Below are 20,030 nucleotides of genomic sequence, written 5' to 3' on the forward strand. Positions count from 1 at the left end.
GTCGAACACACTCACAGATTGTTACATCAAATATTTCCCAGATAGAAGAGGCCCAGGCATTTTTGGTTTTCACCGAGACCTAAAAAAGGGTTCAGATATTGAATCAAACCAGGCGAACTCCAGTAGCAGCCAATTTGATTGGCATTGCAGGTGAGATACATGTTTTGAACGGCCATCGCTGTAGAGGCGATCTCCTCCCATTCGGGAACTAAACCGCTGAAATTTACCGAAATAGTGATGATCGCCGCGGATTTGCCGATTTTTTCGGGAATATCCAGGTATTTTTTTTGAAGAAAATTTTGGGGTAAGACTGTTTCTTTGTAGATATCCGCGAGATGCCGGCCCAGCAGATCTTTTTCTGCGCCGCGAAAAACACGGAACAGCGATGGGTTTGTGCGCTTATGTTGTGGCGCAAACTGCGCCGAATTTAAAATTTCCTCTAAAACCCTATCTTCAATTTCACCACCGGCATAATTTTTTGGGAAGGTACTTTTGCGTGTTTCTATAATTTCTTTTAAGACTTCGGCCTTTTCCATTTTCATTTTTAAAAGATTACATGATGCTTTCGATTGTCTGGCTGATATTATTAAGAATAAAGGAATCACCCGGTCGTTTGCCAAACATGGTTTTGGCCATAGGACTTTCTTCGGAGATGGCGTAAAAGCGGTCGCCCTCGTAGAAAAATTCTCCCAGGGACACAGAAATGTAAAAGCGAGCTTTATTGGTAAAGACCACGGAACCGACCTGCACATGATCGGTGGGCGTATTTAAGACTTTGGTGAGTTTTTGCCGCAAGCTGTTTAAAAAGGCAAGCTGTTTCTGCATGCGGTAAATTTCCTCCTGCATTTCCTCGCGTATAGAATCGTATTTGGGCGTTTTCTTAACCTCCCGACTGGCTTCCGATGTGAACTCCATAAATTTCTTAAGCTTGTCGATCTTCCCCGCGATAATATCTCTCACGTGGTTTCGGACATCTGCTTTCAGAATGGTTTTGTTCTGCATTAACTTTAATTTTTAAATAAATATATAAAATTCTTTTTCAAAAAGCAGAAGTTGAAAAAATCAGGTCTGGCATTTTCGGAAAAGGAAAATCACAAAAAATAAAAGTTTAGAATAATTGCAGAAGTATTTAATATCGATTTAAGAAACGCCGTGCAGTTTTTGTCGCAAAGCTTCATAAAGTATTGCACCACAGGCCACAGACACATTAAGCGATTGTGTTTTGCCCTCTATCGGCAGTTTGATCTTTTCGTCGGAGTGATGCAAAACTTCTTTCGAGATTCCCGTTTCTTCATTACCCATCACCAAAGCGCAGGGTTGTGTAAAATCAACATCATAAATAAGTTTTTGCGCCTTTTCGGAGGCGGCAAAGATCTGAAGCCCCGACTGCTGAAGGAAATCCACCGTATGCGCAAGATTTTTTTCTTTGCAGATCTTCAGATTGTAAATTGCGCCGGCAGATGTTTTTATCGCGTCAGAATTAATGGGTGCGGCTCCCTTTTCCGGCAAAATCACGGCGTGCACGCCTACACATTCTGCGGTCCTGCATATCGCGCCAAAATTTCTTACATCTGTTAACCTGTCCAGAATTAAAAGAAAAGGCGTTTTTCCTTCTTCAAAAAGTTGGGGCAGAACATCTTCGATGCTTTCGAAAGGAACATCGGAAATAAAAGCGACAACGCCCTGGTGGTTTTTACGCGTGAAGCGGTTAAGCTTCTCTACCGGAACATAATTCGCGCGGATCTTATGCTTGGCCAACAGGTTCTTCAGTTCATGATAAATCTCGCCCTGCAGCGCATTCTGCAAAAATATCTTGTCGATGGTTTTTCCTGCTTCCAGCGCCTCCATAACGGGACGTAAACCAAATATAAAATCGTCTTTCATTTAATTCTTGTAATTTTTTTGATGAAACTTTCATCATATTAAAATTCGGAAGGACTTAAAATTCCTCTCCTATCAATGCCCGCTTTTGAGCCATCGCATAACCCAGGTGTTGGGACTCGTGCATGTTGTTGAAAATAATGGCGTCCTGAATGTTTTTCAGATCCAGTCCGAAACTCGTAGTATACGGCGTATAGTCTGAAAAAAAATCAGCATCGTAATCCTTCATGAGGATCTTTGATGTTTCTGTAAGCAGGAAAGCGAGATCATCGACTTCAGACTGCTGTACATTCAGGTTTGGCAAAGTTCCTTTTTTATAAGTTTCGATCCAGTACTTATCAATCCGGAAAGGATTTCCGCTGAGGTAATAATGGAGCAGTTGCTGTGTGGCCACGGTGTGCGCAATATTCCAGTAAATATTGTTATTGAAACCGTCGGGGATCAGCATAAGATCCTGCGCCGAAGTATCCTGTAAAATTTCGAGCAAATTTCTGCGAACCTGGCGGTGTGCCTGAAAATGATAATTCATTTATACTGGTTTTAATGGGTCAAAATTAGGTTAATTAACTGAAAAAGACAATAATGTAGAACTCAATTAACCCGCTGCGCGGTTATTCAGCAACAATCACAATGTTTCTGTGCTCCGGCTTTTTCTTTTCTAAAGTTAATTTGGACTGAACACCTTTAATAAAAGAGAATACAAAGGGCTTTAAAACAGCTTACCTGAAAAGTAAGAAAACAAAGATTTCGTCCAGCTAAACACACCCACTTTGATGCTCAACCTACTTCTGATAGCTTTTAGGCAAAATCCTTTTAACAAACTTTAACGCATCCTTGGCATTAATTGTGTTGACTGGTCAGCGTATTTATTGGAACTTTACACCTTAAACTCTTTATTAATAATGTCAGAATTACATCAGGCGGAAGATATCAGACAACTCACCGAAAAAGTACGGGAACAGAATTACTTTTTCACACTACTGAAACAGGAAATCAACAAAGCAATCATTGGCCAGGAATATATGGTAGACCGCTTACTTATCGGTTTGCTGGGCAACGGCCATGTTTTGTTGGAAGGTGTTCCCGGTCTTGCCAAAACCCTGGCGATCAAAACCCTGGCCGACGCTGTGGAAGGTGAATATTCGCGAATTCAGTTTACACCCGACCTTTTGCCTGCCGACGTAGTTGGAACCATGATCTACAGCATCAAGGAAAATGATTTTTCCATAAAACGCGGTCCCGTATTTGCCAATTTTGTACTTGCTGATGAGATCAACCGTGCTCCTTCCAAGGTACAGTCGGCGCTGCTCGAAGCAATGCAGGAAAAACAGGTAACTATTGGCGATGAAACTATGGCGCTGCCCAAACCTTTTCTGGTCCTGGCTACACAGAATCCGATCGATCAGGAAGGAACCTACCTTTTACCCGAAGCGCAAAGCGACCGTTTTATGCTGAAATGCAACATCACTTATCCTGATTTTGAAGACGAAAGAAAAATCATGCAGATGATTGCCACATCGCATATGCCGGAAATACGGCCGGTCATTTCCCTGCAGAATGTTGTAGAAGCCAAGGAACTTGTAAACAAGATCTACCTCGACGAGAAGATTGAGAAATATATCCTGGATATGGTTTTTGCTACGCGTTTTCCCGAGAAATACGGCCTGCCGGAATTAAAAAATCTGATCAGTTTTGGAGCATCACCCCGGGCGTCAATCAATCTTGCGATCGCTGCCCGGGCAATGGCATTTCTGAAAAACCGCGCTTTTGTAATACCGGAAGATGTAAAAGAAATTGCCAAAGACGTGCTGCGACACAGGATCGGATTAAGTTTCGAGGCGGAGGCCGAAGAAATAACTGCTGATCAAATTGTTGATAAAATTTTAGCGAAAGTTCAAGCTCCTTAAAAAATTCTAAATCGTAAATTCTAAATTTTAAATTTTAAATCAATTCAGATCGATCATTTAAAATCCAGAAATCAAAATCCAAAATAATTTCAGTGCAGATAAAAGACATCATTAAAAAAGTAAAGCAGATCGAAATCCGCACAAAAAGGAAGTCGGAAGCTACTTTGATGGGTCAGTATCACAGTGCCTTCAAAGGTCAGGGAATGACTTTTTCCGAAGTGCGCCCCTACCAGTTTGGTGACGAGATCCGCCGCATCGACTGGAATAAAACAGCGCGTTTCCGCGAACCTTTTGTAAAGGTGATGGAAGAAGAGCGCGAACTCATCATCATGCTGCTGGTAGACATTTCTGCTTCAATGGATTATGGCACCAAAACACAGCTCAAACGCGAGTTCGTGGCCGAGATCGCCGCAAGTCTGGGTTTTTCCGCCGCCGGCAATAACGATAAGGTTGGCCTCATTTTGTTTGCTGACAAAGTGTACAAAGTCATTCCGCCGCAAAAAGGGCGCAAACATATTCTGGCTATTATCAGCACAATTCTGTCGGCAGAATATGTTCCTGCACCTTCTAAATTTGATGCGGCTTTGCAGTACATGATGGGTATTTTCAAAAAAAGATCCTTCATATTTTTATTCTCAGATTTTGAGGATTCTTATGACCTGAAAATCCTGCGCGTAGCCTCGCAGAAACATCAGATCCTCGGCATGCGGATTTACGATGAAAAAGACAATGAGATTCCTGATATCGGTTATGCTCTTTTTCAGGATGCTGAAACCGGGAAACAGATTTATGTAAATACCTCCAATGCAAGATGGCGCTATGAGTTTGCCGAAAAACAGAAACAGAAAGTGAAAAACCTTGAGGAAGACTTCGCCAGTTCCGCCGGAACACTCATTAATATAAATACCGGCGAAGATTATTCTAAAGTACTTTACCGGTATTTTAAAAAATAAGACTGGAAGGGATATTGAAATATCCGCCGATTTTCCCTCCTTTAATAAATGTCATTAGTTTTGAAAAAAATATTATTACTCGTTTTCATTCTCAGCTGTTCCGCGGCCTTCCCACAAGTCCTGGGCAGCAGGCTCGACAAGGAAACCCTGGCTCTGGGCGAAGTTGGAACCTTCAGGATCTCAATTTCCGATCTGCAGGGCAAAGATGTAGTTTCGGCCCCCAAGAATGAACTGCTGCCTTTTCATTTTGAGGAAATAAAAGACAGCATCGATAAACAGGCTGACAGTTACACCAGGATCATTGAGTTTGCCGTTTTCGAAGAAGGTAAATTCACCATTCCCGCGTTGGACTTCCGCATCGGCGGAAAGCTTTACCACACCATCCCTTACGAAGTTGAAGTCGTGAACACCGCTCAAAAAGGTGATCAGATCAACGATATCATGAAGAATAAAGAAGTCAAACTTGTTCTTCAGGATTACTGGCAGTTATATAAATGGTATATTTTAGGCGCCCTGATCGTACTTGCGCTCATATTTATCATTTATCAGCTCATTAAATATGGCAAACGCAGAAAAAGTTCGCCCGTAGTCATGACAAACCAAACGCTGAAAGATCTTGAAAACCTAAAGAAGAAAAAATTCATCGAAACCGGAAATTACCGCGCTTTCTATGTAGAGCTTCTGGACATTTCCCGAAATTTCCTGACCAAACAATACAGGATTCCGGCAGATGTACTGCTGACCGATGACCTGATCGGGGTCTTGAAGGAAACAAATTCCGTCTCCCCGGAAAATGAGCAGTTACTTTCGGATATTTTCCTTCGTGGCGACCTGGTGAAATTTGCAAAAACTTTCCCCGGCGAAGCGGACATGCAGAACGATTTTAATGGAATTAAGAATTTCGTGAAACGCTCCGCAAAAGATCTGGAGGCAGAAACTTTAAGAAGCGGTGTATAACCTGTAGAATATGGCATTTAATTTATTTAATTTTGAATTTTACAGTCCGTGGTTTTTGCTGCTGTTCCTGGTTTTTCTTCCCCTGATCATTCGCGATACGCGGAAAAATGAACGCACAGGAATTAAGGTGCCTACGATCAACAATATGCAGGAAAGCCGCGGTATCAGCGCTGTGCTGTTTTTCCTGAAAATATCGAAATACCTCCTGCTTTCCGGACTGATCATTGCCATGGCGCGGCCGCGGACATTCACCATTTCTCAGAATGAAGACGACAGCAAAGGCATTGACATCATGCTTTCCGTAGATGTTTCACTGAGCATGCTCGCAAAAGACCTGGAACCTGACCGCTTGACCGCACTGAAAAATATTGCCAAAAAATTTGTAAGCCAGCGGCCGGGCGACCGAATTGGACTTGTAACATACTCAGGCGAAGCTTTTACCAAAGTTCCGGTCACATCCGATCATACGGTGGTTATTGACGAACTCGAAAATCTGAATCCGCTCGAACTGCAGCCGGGAACCGCGATTGGCGAAGGACTTTCCGTAGCTGTAAGTCACCTTCGGAACAGCAAAGCCAAGTCTAAGATCATTATTTTGATGACCGATGGCGTGAATACCATTGAGAACGCATTGCCGCCGCAGGTAGGCGCTCAACTCGCTAAGACAAATGGTATAAAAGTGTATGCAATTGGTATTGGCACAAATGGTTACGCGCTCATGCCGACACAAACCGATATTTTTGGCGACCTTGTATTTACAGAAGCTGAAGTGAAAATCGATGAACCTGTACTGCGCGAAATTGCCAGTACCACGGGCGGAAAATATTTCCGTGCAACTTCAAATGAAAGTCTGGAGGAAGTTTATAACGAAATTAACCAACTGGAAAAATCTGAACTCAAAGTGTCAAAACTTTACAACTATCAGGAATATTTCCGGATGTTCCTTTGGTTTTCGCTGGGAATTCTGCTTTTAGATGCACTTTTGCGTTGGGTCGTTTATAAATTTTTAAGTTAGAATGTATTTTTTTAGGAGCAACCAAAAGTGAGTTTCTCCGCGGACCGAGCCCGTCTTCCGTTCCGCCTTGCAGGCTCACTGCACCCGGGGCTAGAAGTTCAGGTAGTTTGTCTCCCCAAAAGAAATTAATAATAAAAGCTGAAACTCAGATTAAAGTTCGGTTTTTTGAAAAAATAAAATGAACTGGTATTTAGGAAATTATTGGTATCTCTTACTGCTGCTGCTTTTGCCGCTGCTTGGATTTCTTATTGTGAATTATCTGCGCTGGAAAAGCCGCAGGAAAAATGCTTTCGCAGAAGCCCGTTTTCAGGAAAATCTTTTCGAGAAAACATCGCGCTTCTCCGGGATCTTTCCACTGCTTTATCTTTTAGCTACTTTGTTTCTGATTCTTTCCATTGTCGATCTGCTCAGCGGCAACGAAGAAATAAAGACAAAACAGAAAATGAACAACGTCATTTTTCTGCTCGATGTTTCCAATTCCATGAATGCCCAGGATGTTGAACCCAACCGTTTGGATGAGGCCAAAAACATCATCATCAACACCATGGCGAAAATGAAAAACGACAAAGTGGGAATTGTAGTTTTTGCCGGCGAAGCTTCTTCGATAATGCCTTTAACAACAGACCTTACTGCTGTAGAAACGTATATCGGAGCGGTTGAAACAAATATTGTAAAAATTCAGGGAACGGATTTTCTGGCAGGGATGAAAACTGTGGTTGATAAATTCAGGAATATTCCGAAAGGCGCGCGAAAAGTCATCATACTGAGTGACGGCGAGGATAACGAATCCAATGCGAAACCTGCCATGAAATTAGCCCGGAAAGAAGGCATCAGCATACTTTCCGTAGGAATTGGAACAGAAGAAGGCGCACCTATTCCTGAGTATGTGTTCGGTCAGTTGATGGGTTACAAAACCGATGTCAATGGCCAGACCGTGATCTCCAAAAGAGAAGTGAACGCACTGCAAGAGATGGCCGCTGAAACCGGCGGCTCCTATGTAGACGGCAACAATCTGGAGAGCGCTACCGCCCAGATCATAGATGATCTCCAAAATAACAGATCATCTTCGGAAACGTACGTGAAATCGCAGAACGCCATTCATTATTATGCCTGGTTTCTTGGGGTTTCCATTTTATTTTTTCTTCTTATCTTTCTCCTCAATCCGAAGAAAGACTTTAATATCTAGCGTATTAATCGGACTTTAACCCAACTTTAACAATTTTTGACAAAAACCTTAACAATAAAAGGAATAATTTTGTGGCAATGAACTGCAAATCAATTTTTTCGGTGTTTCTTGTGCTTATGGCGGGACTGTTTTTATCGGCCCAGGAAAATTACAATACCCTTGTTTTTGAAGGTAACAAAGAATTCAACAAAAAAAATTACGAAACCTCCGCTTCCAAATACACCGAAGCTGTAAAACGCAATGATAAAGATTTCACTGCGCATTACAATTTGGGGAACGCTCTTTATAAAAGAAAGCTTTATGAGGAAGCGAAAGCCGAATATGAGAAAGCCGGTGAACGTGCTGCAACACTTCAGGACAAAGCTGCCGCGCTTTACAATTTAGGCAACGCAAACATGCAGCTTAATGACTCTAAAAAAGCGGCGGACCTTTACAAAAAAGCATTGAAGCAGGATCCATACAATGAGAATATTCGGAAGAATTATGAAATTGCCATGCTGAAAGAAAAAGAAAAGGATCAGAAAAAAAACGACAAAGATCAGTCCGGTGGCGGTGGCGATGATAAAAATAAAGATCAGAACAAAGGCCAGGACAAAGGAAACACGCCGGATACGCAGGGAGGCAGCGGCAAGAAAGATAAAGGCGAAGGCCAGGGAAACGATCCCAATGAAAATAAAAATGACAATGCCGGCAAAATGCCGAAGGATCTGGAAAACTCCCTGATGAACCGGATTGAAAATAAAGAACGGGAAACCGCAAAACGGATCCTGAACAAAAACTCCTACTCGATGCCGCAAAGCAACGAAAAGGATTGGTGATGAAAAAATCTATTTCTTATATAACATTTCTTTTCTTATCTGTTCTCAGTTACGGGCAGGTCACTTTGGCCGTGTCTGAAGTGAAGGATCCCAAAGTGAACCAGCGCTTTAACTTAACTGTGCTGCTGGAGATCAGCGGTGAAAATATGGAACAGGAAACACCCCTTAGGATGCCGGATCTGTCCAAATTTGAAGTCATAGGTTCAGCTTCCGAACAGAACACGATCGTTGTCGACGCTAAGAAAGGCGATGTCATCAACCAGATGATCTATCAGTGGGTGCTTACACCTAAGCAGGCCGGTCGGGTTAAATTTGGTTCTGTGCTGGTGACCGTAAATGGCAAGATTTACAAAACCGAACCATTCGACATCAATGTAAGGGAAAACGAAAAAAAGGCTTCGGTAGCCGCGGTTGATGATGATGTGTATCTCAATCTGGAAGTTGACGACCGCACAGTGTACGCCAATCAACCCGCAATTGCGGTCTTGCGCGCTTACAGCAGGAATTACGGAAGTTTCCGGAAAGTGAGCGGAATTCATTATCCTACGCAGAAAAACATCAGGATCAAACCGATTAGTTTTGCGAAATCTGAAATTGAATCAACTTCGGGTATCGCTTCGCAGGTGATCGCTGCCTTCATGATTTTTCCTTCGGAAGCCGGAAATATCGAAATAAGTCCTGTAATTGCAAAATATTTAAATGCATCGAAAGAAAACCGAATTTCTTCTAACCGTATAAAACTGAATGTAAAAAAACTTCCGGCCGGAATGCCGCTGGATTTCAAAAATGCAGTAGGAAAATTCAATGCTACGGTCACCCACACCAATGCGACAGAGATACCGGAGGTAGAAAAACCTGTGAATATAAGTCTGCGACTCAACGGTACAGGAAACTTCGGTACGATGCAGATCCCGACTCTAAAACAATCCGAAAATTACACTTTTTTTCCGCCGCAGATCTCCACCAAAACCACGGCCAAAGAAACCGGGCTGGCGGGTGAGATCATCGCCGATTATGTGGTGATACCTAAAAAACCCGGACTTATTTCGATCGCATTTGAACCGTTTTCATTCTTCGATCCCAATACAAAAAAATACGTGGACCTTGGTGAGAAATCAGTAATGCTCAATGTAAAAACCCACGCCGAAATCCTGGACGGAAAATCGCCGCTGGAAAAAATGAATGACTACACCAATACCGTGCTCGAGACAGTGAACACGCCGGTCTTGCAGACACACAATCTTAAAATTAAAAGTAAAGACGAGATCAACTGGAAAATTGTTTTGGGAAATCTGGCACTGCTGACCGGTGTTTTTGCGATGTTCTTACTGGTGCAGAAAAAAGTGCGGAAGCAAAGACTGAAACCGGTTCCTGCCGTGAAAACTGTCACTACAGTTGCACAAACCGAAGAACTTATCCGCGATCAATGGGATCCGCATTTTGATGATCACTTGGCTTATTTGAAAAAACTTGCGGAAAATAAAGATTTCGATCAATTTTTTGCAGCGTACGACGAGCTTAAAAAAGACACCAAAAGATATTACAAACTCGCCGGCGAAAGCGATTTCAAAAACTGGCTCGAAGAAAAAGGCGGCACTCAGTATCTGGAGAAATACAGGTCGTTAACCGAACAGATACAGATTGAAAAGTTCGCACCTTTTCATACTGAAGAACATATCGAGACAATTCTCAAAACGATTGAAATGCTTTACGCAGAAATTATAAAATAATCAATTTATTTTTATATTTTTGCGAAATTAATAATTCCAGAAAAAATGCTTGATGAGTTCTCTTTAAAAGAAACGCTAACCGCGACTATGGTTCTTTTCGCTGTCATAGATATTGTCGGTTCCATTCCTATTATTGTAGGTTTGAAAAAAAAATTCGGAAAGATCGAGGCTGAACGTGCTTCGATCGTGGCAGGTATTTTAATGATCGCGTTTCTTTTTATAGGTAACAAAATTTTGAAACTTATCGGAGTTGATGCCAACTCTTTTGCGATTGCCGGCGCATTTGTCATTTTTATCATCGCTATAGAAATGATTTTGGGAATTGAAATCCAGAAAAATTCCGAATCGAAATCGGCCTCGATCGTGCCGATTGCTTTTCCGCTGATCGCCGGTGCCGGAACTCTTACCACTACCCTTTCACTCCGCGCAGAATATCATGACATCAACATTATCTGCGGCATTATTCTGAACACAATTTTCGTATATTTGGTGCTGAAATCTGCGAACTGGCTCGAAAACAAACTGGGCGACGGAACACTTCAGGTTCTTCAGAAAGTTTTTGGAATAATTCTGCTTGCGATCTCAATTAAACTGTTTACCGCGAATTTCGCACAACTTTTTTCGACTTACGTTAAATTTTAAATAAAGCAAAATGCAACTCTTCTATAAAATATTCCTCATTCTTTTCGTCATCTTCATCGGTTTCAATCTTTATGTAATGGAATGGGATTTGGGTTTCTGGCATGAGGAAAACGCCAAGTTTATCTTCTCGATCTCGGCAGCTGTAGTGGGAATCATTATTGTAGGGATTATGCACCAGATGAGTAAGCTGAGTGCAAAAAACAAATAGACTGCGGCAAAATTTCTTTAGAAATTCATTACATCTTTTACCACGCCATTATTTTGTGTAAACTGTAACAGTTCTTTCACAATAAATTCCTTTATCCTGTCTTCCTGTTTATTGGCCGGGAAAAGCAGATGCACATTCGCACCGGCATCAAGGGTAAAAGATAAAGGCAGACCGGTTTCTTTTCGGAATTCCCAGATCTTGTTGATGACATTTAATGTACCGCTTTTCATCAGTATAAATGCGGGCTCACTCATCATCATCATCGCGTGCAGGGTTAATGCTTCGTGTTCTACAAGCTGAAAAAAAGCGGTAAGGTCGCCCGTTTTCAATATTCGTTTCAATGTCGAAAAATTTTCGTGCGCTTCCTGAAAACGCCTTTCTGCGTACGGATTGGTATTCATTAAGGAATGTCCGACTGTGGAACTCACGGATTTTTCGCCCTCATGAATGAGCAACACCCAGTCATTGAAATTCCGGAAAACATCGTGAATGTCCGAATCCGGATAAGGTACTGCGTAGAGATCAGAACTTCCTGCAACCTCCCTGGTTTCCCCCCACACCACCAAACCGTCATAAAGACTACGGCATGCACTGCCGCTGCCGAGTCTCGCCAGAAAACTCTCTTTTCTAAGTTTGGTATCGCAGTCTAAACTTCCCGAAAAAATTTCATCGAGTGCCATAAGACACTTTGCTACGGCGCCAAACCCAGAAGCCGAACTCGCGATGCCGGAACTGTGCGGAAAAGTGTTTTCAGTTCTTATGATGTATTTCCCTTTTAAAATCCACGGCAGATACTCCTCAATACTTTTAAAATATTTTTCGATTTTTGATGCAAATTTTACTTCTTCTTTTCCCGCTAAAAAAGTCTGCACCGAAAACTTGTCTTCTGCAATGAATTCCAGTTCCGTATTGGTTTTGCAGTTGCTTAGCGTATAACTGATGCTGGGATTTGCAGGAATCTGGCCGGCATATTTCCCCCAGTATTTGATCAGAGCAATATTCGACGGGCAGCTTTGCGCCACCTTTTGAGATGAGATTTTAAAGTAGGTATTTCCGGAAAATTCGGTCATTTTTTTGAGGTTTAGCAGTGATTTTTATTGTTCCACATTTAGGAACTGTACATTTTGTCGATAGTGTCGGCGTATTTCTGAAGCACGACTTTTCTTTTCACTTTGAGCGTAGGTGTAATTTCTCCGCTGCCGACTTCAAATTCTGCAGGCAAAAGCACAAATTTTTTCACCTTCTCAAATCCGGTAAAATGTTTCTGAATACTGTCGATCCTCGCCTGATAAAGGTCACGTATTTTATCCATTCCTACAATATCTGTCCAGTTGGTAAAAGTAATGTTCAACTTCGGAAGTTCTGCCTGCAGCGATTCAAAATTCGGAATAATCACCGCAGTTACATACGGTTTTCCTTCTGCCACAAGCATCACATGATCGATTAAACCGTCATTGGAAAGAAGGTTCTCGATAGGCTGCGGTGCGATATATTTTCCGTTGCTGGTTTTCATCAGATCTTTGATCCGGTCGGTGATGAAAAGATTTCCGGCATCATCAAATTTTCCGGCATCGCCGGTCTTAAACCAGCCATCGCCGGTAAAAACTTCGGCGGTTTCCTGCGGTTTTTTGTAATATCCCTTCATAATACCGCTTCCTTTGGCCAAAATCTCGTCATTCTCACCAATTTTCAGCTGCGTGTCACCCAAGGGTATACCCGCAGAACCGTGCACATAATGGTGAAAAGGAAAGGCCGTGAGCGTGGCCGTAGTCTCGGTAAGCCCATAACCAACGGTCATGTGGATTCCCAATGCATCAAAAAAGCGCGTGACTTCCGGCGAAACGGAAGCACCGCCACAAGGCATGAACCAAAGCCGGCCGCCCATTTTATTCTTGATTTTATTAAAGACGAGTGAACCTGCAATTTTATTTTTGATAAGTAAAGGCAGCGGAACAGGTTGATCCAATCGTTGGAGTTCAGCCACCTGCGAGCCGATTTGAAGCGCCCAATCGAAGATTTTCTTTTTGGTAGGCGACCCTTTTTCAACTGTTTCAAGTACACCGGCGTAGATTTTCTGATAAAACCTCGGCACCGCGCACATCATGGTCGGTTTTCTTTCCGCCAGCGCGCTCGCGATCAGTTTGGTATTTTCCAGGAAATACACCTTAGCTCCGCCATACAGTGCAAGGATAGTCCAGCTGCGCTCAAATACATGAGTTAATGGTAAAAAGGCGAGCGAAGTTTCATTTTCAAAATTTTTAAATTTAAAGAAATCGAAATGCGCCTCTACGGAAGTGTAAAAATTTCCGTGTGTGATCATGACGCCTTTCGGCACGCCTGTAGTGCCCGACGTATATATGATCGTCGCCAAATCCGCGTTTTCTTTTTTTGAAATCTCAAAGTCTTCCGCACCATCAGCAATAAAATCACTGAAATACTGGCTGCGGTCTTTTTTGATCCAGATCGATTTTTTAGCGGCAACGATCTCCTTTAAATAAACACTATCAGTTAAGATGCCGTAGGAATAATCATACTGCTCCTGATTCCCGACAAGTATAAGCCTGCACTCAGATTCGTGGAGTATATAAGCCGCCTGTTCCTGGTTGTTGGTTGAATAGATCGGCACCGTGATTGCTCCCAATGCCAAAATTGCCAGATCGAAAACGATCCATTCCGCGGAGTTGTCGGAAAAAATAGCAACTTTGTCGTTTTCCTTAACACCGGCGGCCTGAAGCGCGTTGGCTGTTTTAAAAACAATGCGTCGGAAATCTTTCCAGCTGAGTTCGGTCCACCGGTCTTTTTTCTTGAATCCAATCGCTGATTTAAATGGAAATTTTCCGGCGTTTATATTTAATAATTCTGCAATATTCATTTTAAAGGTTCGCTTTTTTATGCGAGATATAGTTTTTTAAATGAAAATCTATACTTTCGGAAACCGGTATAAATTTATAACCGAGGCGCTCTCTGAGCTTTTTGCTGGAGACCTCGTGGTGGGAAGTTACGGCTTCTACATTTACTTTTGTCAAAAGCCGCAGCTGTGGAAAAAGCCAACCGAAAAAGAAGTTTATGATCCGGCCAATTTCCAGCAAAGTTTTGGGAATTACTCTGGCCTGGGATTTACCGAGTTTTTGTCGGACTTGATTGGCGAGCTCAATGATTTTTTTATTTTCTGAGACCAGAATAAATCTTTCATCCACCATATTTTTCTCCATCAATGTAATGGCTATTTCTGCCACGTCACGTACATCCACGTAATTTGAACTGCCGCTCATGGCGTAAGGATATTTTTCGAAAGCCTCGAAAATCTCGCCGCTGCTTGATTTCCAGTTGCCGCTACCCAAAATCACACCCGGATTTACAATCACGGTTTGAAGTCCTTCTGCAGAGGCGCGCCAAACTTCCATTTCTGCAAAATGTTTGGATTTGGCATAGGAAGAGTGTGGGACTTTTGGGTTGAACTCTGAATCTTCGGTGACATTGCCCGTTTCATCAACACCATCGAAAACCGCAATTGAGCTTATGAAACAAAACTTCTTCACAGTGGAATTTTCACAGGCATAAAGCAGATTCCGCGTGCCGACTATATTGGAGTGATACATTTCCTGCCGGTCATCGGGATGAAAACTGACTTTAGCGGCGCAGTGATATACTTCTGTCACACCGATCAAGGCTTCCTGCAAAGAAAATACATCATCAAAATTAACCTCAATCCAGTTTATCTGAGCGAAAAGTTCCTCAGCATTGTCGGTGTAAAAACTGAAAGAACTTTCAACGTCCTGAAGGTTGCTGGTTTTCCGTTTCGTGGCGCGCACGGTTTTTCCGCGCTTCAGCAGATCCAAAACGATCACTCTTCCGAGGATTCCTGTAGCGCCTGTAACTAAAACCATTTATAATTTTAAATAAAATATCGGGTACAAATTGCCAAATTAAGCTTCGTCTTCGGAAAGGAAATTTCTTACCGCTTCGCTGAAATCCTTTGGATTTTCTGCCTGTACCCAGTGTCCGGCATTTTTCACAGTCACGATCGAAGAGTTCGGAAACTGCTGTTTTATCTGATATTCATCCTGCGGTAAAATATACTGGGATTTTGCCCCGGCAATAAATAAAGTTTTCCCATTGAAAACACCAAATTTAACTGCATTTGATACAAACTCATGATACTTTGCCGCAAGTGTGTCCAGGTTAAACCGCCAGGCAAGTTTTTTATCATCGGTCCAATAAAGGCTTTTAGTCAAAAACTGAATTACCGATTTCTCGGGAATGTAGTGCGAAAGGACATCCTCCGCTTCCTGTCTGGAAGTCACTGTATTAAAATCTACACTTTGGAGCGCCTTCAGAATTCCCTGATGATGCGGTGGATATGATTTTGGTGAGATATCAACGACAATTAACTGATGCACTTTTGAAGGATAAGTTAATGCAAACTGCATTACGGCCTTTCCGCCAAGCGAATGACCGAGCAAATTTGCCTGCGATAAATTGTGGAACTCCATATAGTGCAGAATGTCCTGCGCAAGATCATCGTGCGACATTTCCGAAGAGTGAAAACTCTTGCCATGGTTTCGCAGATCAATAAGGTGAACGGGAAAAAGCTCGCCCATCTCCTTGCCGAAACTTCCCCAGTTATCGAGCATTCCAAAAAGCCCGTGAAATACAAGCAAGGGCATTCCCGGTTTTTCCCCGCCATAAATCTTTGAATGTAAAATATGCTGCGTTTCCAAAAGCTAAAATTTAAATAATGTTAATAAAACTTCATCATGAAAGTTTTAAAAAAGAATTTCAAAGATAATTATTAATTGTGAAGAACCTCGATTTACCATTTTGCCAGCCGCTTCAGATATGCCTGAACCGTATTTTCCAGGCCCATGTACAACGCCTCCGAGATCAGGGCATGACCAATTGAAACTTCAAGAAGATTCGGGATATTATCGGAAAAATATTTTAGGTTTTCAAGGCTCAGGTCATGACCGGCATTAATGCCAAGTCCGTATTTATCGGCTTCTACTGCCGCTTCAATATACATTTTTATCGCGTCTTTCTTATTTGCCGCATAATTTGCAGCGTAAGCTTCAGTATATAATTCAATGCGGTCGGTGCCGGTTTCTTTTGCAAATTTCACCATTGCCGGATTTGGATCCAGAAAAACCGATGTTCGGATACCGGCGTTTTTAAATTCAGAAATCACATTCTGCAAAAAGCCAAGATTTTTTTCGCAGTCCCAGCCGGCATTTGAAGTGATCGCATCTTCGGCATCGGGAACTAAGGTAACCTGGTCCGGTTTTATCTCCAGAACCATATCGATGAAAGGACGGTGCGGATTGCCCTCAATATTGAATTCGGTGTGAACAAGCGGTTTCAGGTCATAAACATCTTTCCGCGTGATGTGCCGCTGGTCAGGTCTCGGATGAATTGTAATTCCCTGCGCACCAAACTCCTGAAGTTTTACTGCTGTTTCAGTTACGCTCGGCAGATCGCCGCCCCGCGCATTTCGAAGGGTTGCAATTTTGTTGATATTGACACTGAGTTTCGTCATTTTTTAAAATTTTGTAAACTGTATGATTTCCAGATCGAAGTCCTTGGAAGCCACTAAAAGGTGATCGAAGATATCTGCCAGGATCGCCTCATATTTTTCCCAGGCAGAATCGTTTGTAAAGCAGTAAATCTCCAGCGGCATGCCGTGCGGCGTATTCTCGAGCTGGCGAACCATAATAGTTCCTTTTTGATCTATATGCTCACTGTTCTTTAAGTAATTAAAGGCATACTCACGGAAAACGCCAATATTGGTCAGCTGCCGGCCATTGATCACCAGATCTGCATTCTCCAGCGTTTCTCTTTCTTTTACGATCTCTTCTTTCTTTTCGGTAAGATAACCTTTAATTAAATTAATCTTGGAGAGGCGGTTCACCTCATCAAGATTTAAAAATTTAAAAGAGTTAATATTAAAGATTATAGCACGTTTAATTCGGCGGGTATTACTTTCGGACATCACCTGCAGATTCCTGATCTCGGTTGTCAACAGGTCGTAAGTGGGAATCGTAGAAATCGTTTTATCGAAATTCTGGATCTTTGTTGTTAACAGATTCAGATCTTCAATCGTACCTTCCAGATTATATTTCGGGATGCCGATCCAATCGCCTACCTTAAGATTTTTTGAGGTTGCTACGTGAATCCCGGTCACAAAGCCCAGGATCGTATCGCGGAAAACCAATACCAGCACTGCGGTGATCGCTCCCAAACTCCCCACAATTGCCGAACCGCTGATGCCGAAGATAACACAGATCGCAATGACTGAAGAAACAAAAATCCCGAAAATCTTCACGGTCTGGGAAACAGCATTTAGTGCGATAATTTTGTAATAATCCTGCTTCAGTACGAAATAGTTCCGCAAGGCTGTAAGTCCACGGTAAAGCATGCCGGCTACCACCAATACGATTACCAGACTCACCATCCTTTCAAGGAAGATAAAACTTTTCGGGTGTCGGTAAAAAATCGAGAACAGCGCAAAGCTTCCGACCAGTAAAGCGATCAGGTGGGCAAGGGAATTCGTAATCCGCGACTGATAAATCGATTTAAGTACCGGATATTTTTTATTGTCGAAGAAAACTCTGAAAACAGTGTTAATCAGAAGCGCAATAAGAAAATCTACAAGATAGATCAGCGCAATAAGAAAAAGGAATTTGAAAAGGATCTGAAAGAACAAAACCCAACTGTCGGGGAAATGATCTTTGACAAAAAAGTGAATGGTATCACTCAGTGTCTGCAGAAAATCTTTGGTATCTATAAATTCCTTTTTCATCCCTGCAAAATTAAGAATATTGTTTGTCTTTCCCCGATTTATAACTACTTTTAACAAAATTTACCATTCATGGAGAGTTCACTGATAATCCTGGTTTGTGTCATATTATTAATTCTTGGGATGGCCGGTACATTTCTGCCTGTACTTCCCGGACTGCTGCTGAGCCTGGCCGGTTTGCTGATTTACAAGTTCGGTACCGATGCGCCTTTGCCGATGATTTACATCTATATTTTTATTGCGCTCACTATTATTTCTACCATACTCAATTACGTAATCCCGGCACGTACCAACCGCAAATATGGCGGCACGCGCTGGGGAAGTGTGGGGTCTGTCGTAGGAACAATCGCAGGTATGTTATTTATTCCGCTTCCGTTTGGTTTTTTGATCGGTATGTTTCTGGGTGTTTTTCTGGGCGAGCTTCTGCACGATGCTTCAGATAAAAAGAAAGCCTGGAACTCAACCAAAGGAGCACTGATTGGCTTTTTGTACGGTACGGGATTTAATTTCATCGTGGCTTTGGCAATGTTTTTGGTTGTTCTTTTCGATATCTTTAAAAGTTAAACTTATGATACACAGACTGATCCTTTCCACTATAAGTATGCTCACACTTGCAACCTGCCAGAATCAGGCAGTCAACACGCAGAGCAGCAGTGAAAAAACCGAAATTAAAACAACGCCAAAATCCACGCCCATTAAACCTTCAAAATCAACCGAGCCGGAAATGTCCACAGGATTGCCGCCCGATAAAGAAGCAGTGAGAATTGCAGAAGAAGAAAAAGCGAGTGCTGCATCCGCTCAGGCCGGAGTTGTCTATTTAAAGGAGGGCGAGAATAAATTCCTGAAGGCATATGAAATGAATGTCACCTTTAAAAAAATGATTGAGGACAGCCGCTGCCCCAAAGATGTAAATTGCGTCTGGGCAGGAGTTGCCACGGCAGAAGTCGAACTTATAGGTCTTGCCACGCGGCCGGTCACCGTAAAACTAAGCACTGTGAGCGATGCAAACCGCGGCTACAGCAAAGCTGAACAATTCAACGGTTACCAGATCTCGCTCGTGAATGTAGCGCCGGAAACTACCGCAGCCAAAGGTTACAGTTCACTTAAAGGCAATTACCAAATTGGAATTAAAATTCAGAAAGAGGGCGCGGGGACTTCAACTACCGAACGCGGCGGAACTACCACGAAATAGGCGCTCTGTTTTTTGACTTTAAAAAATCATTGATACTCGAGAAAGGCTTGCTGCCGTAGAAACCACGATAGACCGAAAAAGGAGAAGGATGTGCAGCCTTTAATATAAAATGTTTGGTCCCGTCAATAAGCGGGGCTTTTTTTTGCGCAAATGCACCCCAGAGCACAAAAACTACATCTTCCTTTTTTTCTGACACTTCCTTGATGATGAAATCTGTAAACCCTTCCCAACCGAGATCTTTGTGAGAATTGGGTTCGTGCGCACGAACCGTAAGTGTTGAATTTAACAGTAAAACGCCCTGTTTTGCCCAGTCATCAAGCTCATGCCTGGTGCGGATAATTCCGGTATCGTCCTTTAACTCTTTGAAAATATTCTTGAGCGAAGGCGGCGCCGCAACCGACTCCGACACAGAAAAGCATAGACCGTTGGCCTGACCTGCATTGTGATACGGATCCTGCCCAATGATTACAACTTTTACCTTATCAAAAGGAGTAAGATCCAAACTACGGAAAATCTGATGCTCGGGCGGAAAGCAGATATTTTCAGCATATTCGCAGCGGACTTTTTCAATAATATTTTTGTAGAAAGCTGTGTCTTTGAAAGGTGAAAGAACTTCGTCCCAGGTCATACTGATGGAGATTTTGGAAATGAGAATTTTAAATTTTGAATTTTTGATTTAAGTTACGAATCCATTTCGTTCAAAAATATGGTTTTATGATCAGATTTCAATGGCCAGATCTGCTTTGAA

22 protein-coding genes are annotated in these 20,030 nt (G+C 42.4%); 11 read left to right on the forward strand and 11 right to left on the reverse strand.

All coding sequences use genetic code 11. The features are described 5' to 3' along the window. Positions 1-26 precede the first annotated feature (26 nt). From H562_RS0112180 to H562_RS0112195, 4 genes are all read right to left on the reverse strand, one after another. The gene (locus tag H562_RS0112180) at positions 27-536 is read right to left on the reverse strand and encodes a nitroreductase family protein (RefSeq protein WP_027377757.1); all 510 of its coding nucleotides are present in this window, start codon (positions 534-536) and stop codon (positions 27-29) included. A gap of 16 nt (positions 537-552) precedes the next feature. Beyond that, positions 553-1,002, reverse strand: a complete 450-nt coding sequence (locus tag H562_RS0112185) for a hypothetical protein (protein ID WP_027377758.1) — start codon at positions 1,000-1,002, stop codon at positions 553-555. A gap of 138 nt (positions 1,003-1,140) precedes the next feature. Beyond that, positions 1,141-1,884, reverse strand: a complete 744-nt coding sequence (gene rlmB, locus H562_RS0112190; protein ID WP_027377759.1) for a 23S rRNA (guanosine(2251)-2'-O)-methyltransferase RlmB — start codon at positions 1,882-1,884, stop codon at positions 1,141-1,143. A gap of 55 nt (positions 1,885-1,939) precedes the next feature. Continuing rightward, positions 1,940-2,410 (reverse strand): DinB family protein, encoded by a 471-nt coding sequence (locus H562_RS0112195; RefSeq protein WP_027377760.1) that lies wholly within the window; start codon positions 2,408-2,410, stop codon positions 1,940-1,942. A gap of 373 nt (positions 2,411-2,783) precedes the next feature. On the opposite strand from H562_RS0112195, the gene H562_RS0112200 reads away from it, so the two are divergent. The 9 genes from H562_RS0112200 (at position 2,784) to H562_RS0112240 (ending at position 11,297) form a co-directional block, all read left to right on the forward strand. Beyond that, a complete protein-coding gene (locus tag H562_RS0112200; protein ID WP_027377761.1) occupies positions 2,784-3,788 on the forward strand; it encodes an AAA family ATPase in 1,005 nt (334 codons plus the stop codon). Positions 3,789-3,880: 92 nt separating this feature from the next. Then, positions 3,881-4,741 carry a DUF58 domain-containing protein gene (locus tag H562_RS0112205; RefSeq protein ID WP_027377762.1) on the forward strand — a complete coding sequence of 287 codons (861 nt, stop codon included), beginning with the start codon at positions 3,881-3,883 and terminating at the stop codon, positions 4,739-4,741. A 60-nt stretch (positions 4,742-4,801) separates the two neighbouring features. Then, positions 4,802-5,698, forward strand: a complete 897-nt coding sequence (locus H562_RS0112210; RefSeq protein WP_156832000.1) for a BatD family protein — start codon at positions 4,802-4,804, stop codon at positions 5,696-5,698. Positions 5,699-5,708: 10 nt separating this feature from the next. Continuing rightward, on the forward strand, positions 5,709-6,713 hold the full coding sequence (locus tag H562_RS0112215) for a VWA domain-containing protein (protein ID WP_027377764.1): 1,005 nt from the start codon (positions 5,709-5,711) through the stop codon (positions 6,711-6,713). 178 nt (positions 6,714-6,891) lie between these two features. Then, complete coding sequence (locus H562_RS0112220) at positions 6,892-7,899, forward strand: vWA domain-containing protein (protein ID WP_027377765.1); 1,008 nt, start codon at positions 6,892-6,894, stop codon at positions 7,897-7,899. Positions 7,900-7,976: 77 nt separating this feature from the next. Continuing rightward, positions 7,977-8,717, forward strand: coding sequence for a tetratricopeptide repeat protein (locus H562_RS0112225; protein ID WP_027377766.1), 741 nt, complete (start codon positions 7,977-7,979; stop codon positions 8,715-8,717). Further along, on the forward strand, positions 8,717-10,447 hold the full coding sequence (locus H562_RS0112230) for a BatD family protein (protein ID WP_027377767.1): 1,731 nt from the start codon (positions 8,717-8,719) through the stop codon (positions 10,445-10,447). Before H562_RS0112225 ends, H562_RS0112230 begins: the two co-directional genes overlap by 1 nt. Before the next feature lie 45 nt (positions 10,448-10,492). Beyond that, entirely contained in the window at positions 10,493-11,089 is a 597-nt protein-coding gene (locus tag H562_RS0112235; RefSeq protein ID WP_027377768.1) for a MarC family protein, read from the forward strand. Positions 11,090-11,099: 10 nt separating this feature from the next. Then, a complete protein-coding gene (locus H562_RS0112240; RefSeq protein ID WP_027377769.1) occupies positions 11,100-11,297 on the forward strand; it encodes a hypothetical protein in 198 nt (65 codons plus the stop codon). Positions 11,298-11,314: 17 nt separating this feature from the next. Here H562_RS0112240 and H562_RS0112245 read toward each other — a convergent pair whose 3' ends face one another. The 6 genes from H562_RS0112245 to H562_RS0112270 form a co-directional block, all read right to left on the reverse strand. Then, a complete protein-coding gene (locus H562_RS0112245; RefSeq protein ID WP_027377770.1) occupies positions 11,315-12,367 on the reverse strand; it encodes a diphosphomevalonate/mevalonate 3,5-bisphosphate decarboxylase family protein in 1,053 nt (350 codons plus the stop codon). Positions 12,368-12,405: 38 nt separating this feature from the next. Then, positions 12,406-14,169 carry an AMP-dependent synthetase/ligase gene (locus tag H562_RS0112250; protein WP_027377771.1) on the reverse strand — a complete coding sequence of 588 codons (1,764 nt, stop codon included), beginning with the start codon at positions 14,167-14,169 and terminating at the stop codon, positions 12,406-12,408. A gap of 1 nt (position 14,170) precedes the next feature. Then, positions 14,171-15,184 (reverse strand): NAD-dependent epimerase/dehydratase family protein, encoded by a 1,014-nt coding sequence (locus tag H562_RS0112255; RefSeq protein WP_027377772.1) that lies wholly within the window; start codon positions 15,182-15,184, stop codon positions 14,171-14,173. A 39-nt stretch (positions 15,185-15,223) separates the two neighbouring features. Further along, a complete protein-coding gene (locus H562_RS0112260; protein ID WP_051190504.1) occupies positions 15,224-15,964 on the reverse strand; it encodes an alpha/beta fold hydrolase in 741 nt (246 codons plus the stop codon). Between the two features lie 146 nt (positions 15,965-16,110). Then, on the reverse strand, positions 16,111-16,830 hold the full coding sequence (locus H562_RS0112265; protein ID WP_027377774.1) for a pyridoxine 5'-phosphate synthase: 720 nt from the start codon (positions 16,828-16,830) through the stop codon (positions 16,111-16,113). A gap of 3 nt (positions 16,831-16,833) precedes the next feature. Further along, positions 16,834-18,093 carry a mechanosensitive ion channel family protein gene (locus H562_RS0112270; protein WP_027377775.1) on the reverse strand — a complete coding sequence of 420 codons (1,260 nt, stop codon included), beginning with the start codon at positions 18,091-18,093 and terminating at the stop codon, positions 16,834-16,836. A gap of 69 nt (positions 18,094-18,162) precedes the next feature. On the opposite strand from H562_RS0112270, the gene H562_RS0112275 reads away from it, so the two are divergent. Both H562_RS0112275 and H562_RS15430 read left to right on the forward strand, forming a co-directional pair. Beyond that, the gene (locus tag H562_RS0112275; RefSeq protein ID WP_027377776.1) at positions 18,163-18,654 is read left to right on the forward strand and encodes a DUF456 domain-containing protein; all 492 of its coding nucleotides are present in this window, start codon (positions 18,163-18,165) and stop codon (positions 18,652-18,654) included. A gap of 4 nt (positions 18,655-18,658) precedes the next feature. Further along, positions 18,659-19,282, forward strand: a complete 624-nt coding sequence (locus H562_RS15430; protein WP_051190495.1) for a hypothetical protein — start codon at positions 18,659-18,661, stop codon at positions 19,280-19,282. On the opposite strand, the gene H562_RS0112285 is transcribed toward H562_RS15430, so the two are convergent. Further along, on the reverse strand, positions 19,269-19,910 hold the full coding sequence (locus H562_RS0112285) for a uracil-DNA glycosylase (protein ID WP_027377777.1): 642 nt from the start codon (positions 19,908-19,910) through the stop codon (positions 19,269-19,271). The two genes, H562_RS15430 and H562_RS0112285, sit on opposite strands and share 14 nt — an antisense overlap. Between the last annotated feature and the right edge of the window lie 120 nt (positions 19,911-20,030).

Source organism: Kaistella palustris DSM 21579, from assembly GCF_000422265.1.
GTDB lineage: Bacteria > Bacteroidota > Bacteroidia > Flavobacteriales > Weeksellaceae > Kaistella > Kaistella palustris.